The organism is Pyrinomonas sp., from assembly GCF_040289685.1.
In the GTDB taxonomy this organism is placed as follows: Bacteria; Acidobacteriota; Blastocatellia; order Pyrinomonadales; family Pyrinomonadaceae; genus Pyrinomonas.
Genome location: NZ_PSLQ01000097.1, coordinates 1 through 8,022, shown reverse-complemented (window position 1 = coordinate 8,022; position 8,022 = coordinate 1). Strand labels below are relative to the sequence as shown.

At 61.2% G+C, this 8,022-nt stretch carries 7 protein-coding genes; all 7 read right to left on the bottom strand.

The features are described from left to right. Window positions 1–158: 158 nt before the first annotated feature. Entirely contained in the window at window positions 159–1,223 is a 1,065-nt protein-coding gene (locus C4334_RS14080; protein WP_352432724.1) for an LLM class flavin-dependent oxidoreductase, read from the bottom strand. Continuing rightward, window positions 1,223–2,182, bottom strand: coding sequence for an ATP-grasp domain-containing protein (locus C4334_RS14075; RefSeq protein ID WP_352432723.1), 960 nt, complete (start codon window positions 2,180–2,182; stop codon window positions 1,223–1,225). Before C4334_RS14075 ends, C4334_RS14080 begins: the two co-directional genes overlap by 1 nt. A gap of 344 nt (window positions 2,183–2,526) precedes the next feature. Beyond that, window positions 2,527–3,159, bottom strand: a complete 633-nt coding sequence (locus C4334_RS14070) for an enoyl-CoA hydratase/isomerase family protein (RefSeq protein ID WP_352432722.1) — start codon at window positions 3,157–3,159, stop codon at window positions 2,527–2,529. Between the two features lie 77 nt (window positions 3,160–3,236). Continuing rightward, window positions 3,237–3,641 (bottom strand): cobalamin B12-binding domain-containing protein, encoded by a 405-nt coding sequence (locus C4334_RS14065; RefSeq protein WP_352432721.1) that lies wholly within the window; start codon window positions 3,639–3,641, stop codon window positions 3,237–3,239. Between the two features lie 424 nt (window positions 3,642–4,065). Beyond that, window positions 4,066–5,742 carry an acyl-CoA mutase large subunit family protein gene (locus tag C4334_RS14060; RefSeq protein ID WP_352432720.1) on the bottom strand — a complete coding sequence of 559 codons (1,677 nt, stop codon included), beginning with the start codon at window positions 5,740–5,742 and terminating at the stop codon, window positions 4,066–4,068. A 320-nt stretch (window positions 5,743–6,062) separates the two neighbouring features. Further along, window positions 6,063–6,467, bottom strand: coding sequence for an FtsB family cell division protein (locus C4334_RS14055; RefSeq protein ID WP_352432719.1), 405 nt, complete (start codon window positions 6,465–6,467; stop codon window positions 6,063–6,065). Beyond that, entirely contained in the window at window positions 6,436–7,830 is a 1,395-nt protein-coding gene (locus C4334_RS14050; protein ID WP_352432718.1) for a phosphoglucomutase/phosphomannomutase family protein, read from the bottom strand. Before C4334_RS14050 ends, C4334_RS14055 begins: the two co-directional genes overlap by 32 nt. Window positions 7,831–8,022: the final 192 nt, after the last annotated feature.

The following is an 8,022-nucleotide window of genomic DNA, read 5'->3' as shown; positions in this document are numbered from 1 at the left end:
GCAGCACCCGATGAAGCGCGCACACGCTCGGATCACCTCCGGGAATCCCCCGGCTTTAGCCGTGGGGAGGATGTCAAGCGAAGGGAAAAGTCTAGCCCCTGATCGCGCTTAGCGGAGCCACGTGCGATCAGGGGCGATCGTTTCGTGCGGCGCGCCTTTCACCCGCTTGTGACGAACCTTTCCTCTTGCGCGCGCGCGTCGCGCGGGACGCGCATCACCGTTTCCGCAAAACGCTCCATCTCCTCTAGCTGCGGACTAAATTGAAGCAGGAGCAGATCCACGCCGACGGCTTCGAAGGCATCGATCCTTTCTGCGATCTGTTCGGGCGTGCCGACGAGACCGGAGCGCAATCCGCGATTCGACACCGAATAGTCTTCGAGCGAGACGCGCTGTTCGAGCCGTGTGTTGGCGAGCCATTGTTGATAATTCGCGTAACCGGCAGCCGATTGGCGAACGTCCGTGATGCGGCGTAGCTCGCGTTGCGCCTCTTCTTCCGTGTCGCGCACGATCACGTAAGCGGCGACGCCGAACTTGAGCGCTGGCAGCCCGTAACGCGCGCGCCGCGCAGACATGTCCGCGATCTTGCGCCTGATCTTATCGGGCGGATCGCCGTGCATCACGTAAGCATCGCACAGACGCGCAATCATCTCTTTGGCCGCTTCCGATTCTCCGCCAGCGTAGATGGTCGGGCGCGGGCGTGACAGCGGCTTCGGTTGCAAGACGGCATCTTCGACCTTGTAGTAACGCCCTTCAAACGAGAAGTGGTCCTCTTTCCACAACCGGTCCACCAATTCGATCCATTCCGCCGTGCGCGCGTAGCGATCATCGTGCTGCTCGAACTGCACGCCGTACTTGCGCGCTTCTTCGGCCCACCAAGAAGCGACGACGTTGAGCGAGAGTCGCCCGCCGCTGATGTGATCGATGTTGGCCGCCTGCTTGGCAAGCAGCGCCGGGTTGTGGAAGGTCGGGCGCACGGCGACCATCAGTTCGAGTTTTTCGGTGACAGCCGCAAGCGCCGCCGCCGTGGACCAGGCGTCAAGCGAAGGGGCGTCCACGCCTTTGATGTCGTTCAGGTTCAGTTCGGCGATGAGCGTCAGATCGTATCCAAGCTCTTCGCTTCGCCGCGCGAGCTTGCTGACGTAAGGCCAGCTCGCTTCCATCCCTTCGTCTTCGACGTTGCGCAGCCAACCGCCGAAGACCGGCAACCAGTAACCGTAACGCATTAGCCTGCCTCCGCCACGAGAAAATCGACCAGCTTGGCGAAAGGATCGAACCCGATGACGCGCGGCGCGTCGGCGACGAAGTTCGATAGCGCGTTGATGTCGTAATAGAGCACGCGCCCATCGCGATCATCAACGACGTACTCTATACCGCCGACATCCAGATGCGCCGCTTGCGCGATCTGTTCAACCGCCGCGATCACTTCCGTTGGCGGCGTGTAACCTTCGACGCGAAGGCCGGTCCGGGGCGCATCCAACGGACATGCGCTGCGCTCCAGCTCGACGCCATCGGTCGTCTGGCAAGCGTCAGCCGGACAGAGATTGAAGTTGTCGGCGGATGAATAGACGTTGATGGCGTAAAGGTAGCGCCCGCCGAGCGTTTCGACCCGCGTGATGTGGCGGCCACGCGCCGGAATGAACTCCTGGACGAGCGCCGTCCCATCGATGCCGAGATCGAGCCGTTCGTTTTCGACGGCGCGCAGAAGCTGGTCCAGCGAATCGTAACGCACCATCCCCGCGCCGCTCCCGCCGACGTTGGCCTTAACGATGAGGGGAAAGCGCAGCTCGCGCGCTGCTTCCGGCGCTTGAGCGGCGCAGTTGATCACATGGGCGCGCGGCGCCTCCAACCCGAGCGAGGCGAGAAGCTGCAATTGCCGCGCTTTTGAAATCTCGTACCTGAAAGCCTCCGCCCCGTTGATGACGCGCACCCCTGACCGCTCAAGGTGTTCAAGCAGCCCGAGCGTGTAGAAGATCGCGTTGCCGCCGCCGCGCAGATAGGCCGAAGGACTCATCCGGTTGAAGAAAAGGGCGTACTCTTTCGCAATCGTCTGCGGATCGTAACGGTGGCAGCGGGCATCGACCCGCGCATACGGAATCGCGCGCCGGTCCAGTTCGGCGAAGAGCGGACGAAACCAGTCCGGATGCTCGTAGAAGATGGCGATCGGTCTCTCGTTCGGGCGCACTTGGGGAATGGCTCTCCTATGTGTCGTTATAGCGAACGGTAAGTCTAAAATAGCGGACGCTGGGTGTCAAGCCGCGAGGGCGGCTCCGGCAGCCAAGCGTCGTCGCGCTGCAGTTCAGCGCTCTCTTGTCGGATCAAGAAGCGCACGCCCGGCGCTTTGGCGGACAGCCGACCTGATCTTGCGGGCTTCTTGCGCGAGCGGCTTTCGAGTGGTGGCTTGGGGCTTTGGCGCCGGTAGCTTCAACCTCTGGTTCAGCAAGTGTCAGCCATGGAGAGAGGGCAGAGAAGGAGCCGTGAATATTCGCGTTCTTCTCCGTGTTTCCTGTTTCTTTGCGGCGACAGGATTTATCGAGGTCTCTCTTCCGAGTCCCATTCGTCTATGATCTTGCGCGCGATCGAGCGAGCTTCTTCGAGCGGCTCCGTTGCGAGGCAGTTGACCAAACCGATTTCGAGCGCTTCGCGCGCGGCGATTCGGCGCGCCGTTAGGATGATCTCAAGGGCGCGCGCTGGACCGATGATGCGCGGCAGGCGTTGGGTGCCGCCCCAGCCTGTGATGATGCCGAGCGCGACGCCCGGATGAGCGAAGATCGCTTCTGGCCCAGCCACGCGCAGATCGCACGCGAGCGCGAGGTCCAATCCGCCGCCCATGCAGTAACCGTTGATCGCCGCGATGGTCACTTGCGGCGCCTCAGCGATTCGTCGCATCAGCCGTTGACCGCGATGGGCGAAATCGCGCGCCGTCGTTGACGTCAAGCTCAGTAGCTCGCGTATGTCCGCGCCAGCGGAGAAGACGTCGCCCGTTCCGGTGAAGATGATGGCGCGCACGTCTCGCCGCGCCGTAAGTTTCGAGAGCGTCTCTTCAAGCTGCGCGCGCACGTTCTCCGAAAGCACGTTCCGTTCGGCGGGACGATTGAAACGGACGACGGCGAGAGGCAGGTTGAATTCGGTGACGATGAGCGAAACCCTATCTTCTCGCATCTCGGCGTTCAACTGAAGATCGAATGCACAGGCGCTGGGTGTCCCGCTTCGATGTGCATCTCGGCGTTCAACGAAGGTCAGGTGCGTGGACGAACGTTCTCGCGCAGGAATTTGATGATCTCCTCGGTCGAGGTGCCGGGCAAGAAGACTTCGGCGATGCCCTGTTCTTTGAGTCGCGGGATATCCTCTTGCGGAATGATGCCGCCAACGATCACCAGACAATCGTGCATTCCGCGCTCGCGCAGCAACTCGACGATGCGCGGGCACAAGGTGTTGTGCGCGCCGCTCAAGATCGAGATGCCGACGGCATCGACGTCCTCCTGTGCCGCTGCCGCTGCGATCATCTCTGGCGTCTGGCGCAGACCAGTGTAGATCACCTCCATGCCGGCATCGCGCAGCGCGCGCGCGATCACCTTCGCTCCGCGATCGTGCCCATCGAGTCCGGGTTTAGCGATCAACACACGTATCTTCCGTTCGCTCATAAACAGAATCCTCGACGCTCCACGCAGCTTGAAGTTCTGGGTCGTTTCAACGGCGCTCACAGAGATTGCGGTCTCGCACTGCGCTTGCGCATCCGACGGCTCGCGTAAGGCATTCGCGTCGCATCCGTCGGCAACTTTTGAGCGGGTTCCCAAAGGCGCTCTTCGAACGCGATATCTATTCGCTGGCAGAGTCTTCGCTCGGCGTCTCGATGCGTCGGTGCGCGCTGCGAGCGCCTTTGATTTGCGCGCGTTTATCTCGTGCAGAGCTATGGCGTTTCGGCTTCGAGCGCTTCGCAAAGTCTGCGTCGCTCTTCCGGCGTGAGCTGGCATACCGCTTCTTCGCGCAAAAGCTGCAGTTCAGACGTGAACTTCATAGCTTTTGCCGATCGCGCTCATCGCCCGAGGTTCGCACGCGCCGCATCTTTCAGAAAGCTGGCTCTTCGTACACGCCGTAGACATCTCGCAACGCAGCGCAGATTTCGCCCAAGGTGGCGTAGGCGCGCACGGCTTCGAGCGTCGCGGGCATGACGTTCTCGCCGCGTTCAGCGGCGCGCTTTAACTGGTCCAGCGTGCGGGCCACTCGTCCGCGATCGCGCCGCGCGCGCACCTGCTCGAGGCGCGCGACCTGCCGATCGCGCACGCTCTCGTCGATCACCAGAATGTCAACCTTCATCGGCTCTTCTTCCATGACGTATTTGTTGACGCCGACGATCACTTGATCGCCGCGCTCGACCGCCTTCTGATACTGATAAGCCGATTCTTGAATCTCGCGTTGCGGAAAGCCCTTCTCGATCGCTTCGACCATGCCGCCCATCTCGTCGATCTTGGCGAAATACTCGTAAGCCCCATCCTCCATCTTCTTCGTCAAGGCTTCGACGAAATAGGAACCGCCGAGCGGATCGACCGTGTTGGCAACGCCCGTCTCTTCGGCGATGATCTGCTGGGTGCGCAGCGCGATCAGGGCGGCTTGGTCAGTCGGGAGCGCGAGCGCTTCGTCGTATGCGTCCGTGTGCAACGACTGCGTTCCGCCGAGCACGGCGGCGAGCGCTTGAATCGCCACCCGCACGATGTTGTTCAAAGGCTGCTGAACGGTCAAAGAGACGCCCGCCGTCTGCGTGTGGAAGCGGAGCGTCATCGAACGCGGGTCCTGCGCGCCGAACCGCTCGCGCATGACTTGCGCCCAGATCTTGCGCGCCGCTCGGTACTTTGCGATCTCCTCGAAGAAGTCATTGTGCGCGTTGAAGAAGAAGGAGATGCGCGGCGCGAAGCGATCGACCGCAAGGCCAGCGCGCACGCCCCACGCGACGTATTCGATGCCATCGCGCAGAGTGAAGGCGAGTTCTTGGAGCGCGGTCGCGCCCGCTTCGCGTATGTGGTAGCCGCTAACTGAAATCGGGTTGTACTTCGGGACATGTTCGGAGCAGAACTCAAAGGTGTCGATGACGAGCTTCATCGCCGGACGGATCGGATAGATCCACTCCTTCTGCGCGATGTACTCTTTCAAGATGTCATTTTGCAGCGTCCCGGAGATCTTCTTCCAATCGGCTCCTTGCTTTTCGGCGACCACCAAGTACATCGCTAAAAGAACGAAGGCTGGGGCGTTGATCGTCTGCGAAACCGTCACCTGTTCGAGCGGGATGCCATCGAAGAGCACCTCCATGTCGGCGAGTGATGAGACCGAAACGCCGCACTTTCCGACCTCGCCTTCGGACATCGGCGAATCGGCATCGTAGCCCATCAGAGTCGGAAGATCGTAGGCGACGGAGAGCCCGGTCTGCCCTTGCGACATCAAGTACTTGAAGCGGGCGTTGGTCTCTTCAGGCGTGCTGAAACCGGCGAACTGGCGCATGGTCCAGAGTTTGCCGCGATAGCCGGTCGGATGAATGCCGCGCGTGTAGGGGAACTCGCCAGGAAAGCCTATGTCGCGCGCGAAATCCACCTCGGCCAGATCTGCCGGCGTGTAGAGCCTTTTGACCTCTTCGAGCGAGACCGTCTCGAACCTCTTTTTGCGCTCCGGCATGCGACGCAGCGCTGGTTCCAACGTTTCGCGCTCCCAGCGTTCGACCATCTCTTGTTCCGGCGTGATTAGTTGCTTCGACATAGCTTCCCTTTCGCGCGTTGCGGTTGTTTGCGAAGCGATATTAGTGGACGCCGACAAAGGGTGTCAACCGAGCGTTAGAACGCGCGGGCGGCGGTCGCATAGTCTGGCGAGGCGCGCCAGAGAAGAGCGCAGACGCTGAATTTCGCGCGGCAAAGGCAGAGACGTTGTGGCAGCTCAAGGGCGAGGCGGTAACCGGCGAAGGCCGTATGACAAACTTTCGCTGCGCCGTCGCCGGATGCGAGATCGGCAGATCGAATCGGTGACGACTTCGATCTGCCGATCTCATGCGCCAGAGTCCGGCCAGCATCCGGAGGGAGCTTTCATTCCACGGGGAGGATGATTTCGTTTTGACGCACCATGTTCAAACGCTCGCGCGCGTAACGCTCAACGGCGCGCGGATCCGTGCGCAAGCGTTCGATCTCAGCGCGCAACTGCGCGTTGCCTTCGCGTAGAGACTCGACCTCAGCGCGCACGCGCTCGTGTTGCGCGGTTGCGGCGCGCAGTTCAGCATGTGTGCGCGTGTTGACCGAAACGCACAACGCGAAAGCGGCCAGCATGATCATGGCGAAGAAGGCCCACGAAGGGAGAAAGCGCTGTTGCGTTGTGCGCACGCGCTCTTGCGTGCGGACCGTTGCGCCGAGCGACGGCGCAGTTAAACTCCTTTGCAACGGACGTTGCGCGATCAGACGTTGGTCATTCCAGTAAGTATTTGCGACCCTGTTCAAGGAGCACCTCCAAGTCTCGTTCGGATTCGGATTCAGCGTAGATGCGGATCAAAGGTTCAGTGCCGGACGGACGCATGAGCAACCATGCGCCATCCTCGAAAATGAACTTCACGCCATCGAGGCGGTTGATCTCGGCGACGCGACGCCCGCCGATCTGTGCCGGATCGTACCGAAGCTTTTCGGCCAGCGCTTTTTGCACCTCGGGCGTCGTGCGCATCGCCGTGCGACGCGAAACGACGCGCCCAACGCGGGCGTAAAGGGCTTCGAGTTGCTCGCGCAACCCAGCGCCGCGTGCAGCCACCGCTTCAGCGGCGAGCAGACAGGCCAAGATGCCGTCCTTCTCCGGATAATGGCCGCGGATGGAAAGCCCTGCTGATTCCTCGCCGCCGAGAACGATCTTGTCGGCTGAGATCAACTCGCCGATGTATTTGAAACCAACCGGCGTTTCATAGACCGGCAACCCGCGCGCCTGTGCGACGCGGTCAACCAAGTGCGAAGTCGCCACCGAGCGAGCCACGCCGCCGGTCCAACCGCGCGATTCCACCAAGTAGTCGAAGAGCAGAGCGATGAGCTGATTCGGCGTGATGAACGTTCCATCGCCATCAAGCACGCCGAAACGGTCGGCGTCGCCATCGGTGGCTAATCCCAAGACGCAGTTCTGTTCGCGAACCAACACGGCGAGTTCCTGCAGGTGGTCTCGGTCAGCTTCGGGCGCACGCCCGCCAAACAGCACGTCGCGCCAATCGTGCAGCGTGATGACCTTCAGTTCATGCCGGCGTAGCAGCTCGTCCAAGTAACCGCGCCCCGTGCCCCACAACGCATCGTAACCATAAGAGCCTCCTGCGCGCTCGATCACGGCAAATCTGACCTTGCCGCTGATATCGGCGAAGTAGTCCGGACGCGGATCGTGCTCTTCGATCCGCCCGACGCGCGATGCCGACACCGCTTGCCGCGTCTCGTCAGCGATCAGTTCCTCTATGCGTCGCGTGATTTCGGGAAGCGCTGGCGCGCCGTTACCGGTGGAGAACTTCATTCCGTTGTACTCAGGCGGATTGTGCGATGCCGTGAAGTTGATCCCGCCCGCTGCCCTATGTTGACGGATGACGTGTGAGATGACAGGTGTCGGAGTCGGCCCTGAGCACTTCAACACGTCGAAACCGCAGGAAGCGATCTCTTCGGCGCAAAGCTCCGTGAAACTCTCCCCCAAAAAGCGCGTGTCGTGCCCGACAACGAGCAGCGTCCGCCGCTCGCCGGATTCGAGCAAATAACGACAGATGGCGCGCGCAACTCGACGGACGTTGGCAAAAGTGAATTCGTCCGCCATGATCGCACGCCAGCCCGAAGTTCCGAATCTGATCGCCATGCCCACTGCTTTCATTGAAGACGATTCAACACGCGCCTGTTTTCAGCGCTTGAACTCCGAAAAAGACGCGGCGTTCTTTCCAAAGTCCCCGTATCTCCATAATTGACCGGCCTGAACGCTCGATGAAACATTGTTGATTCGATTTCGGCTTCGTTGGTCTGCTCCGGCCCAATATTTGGGGCAGACGTTGGG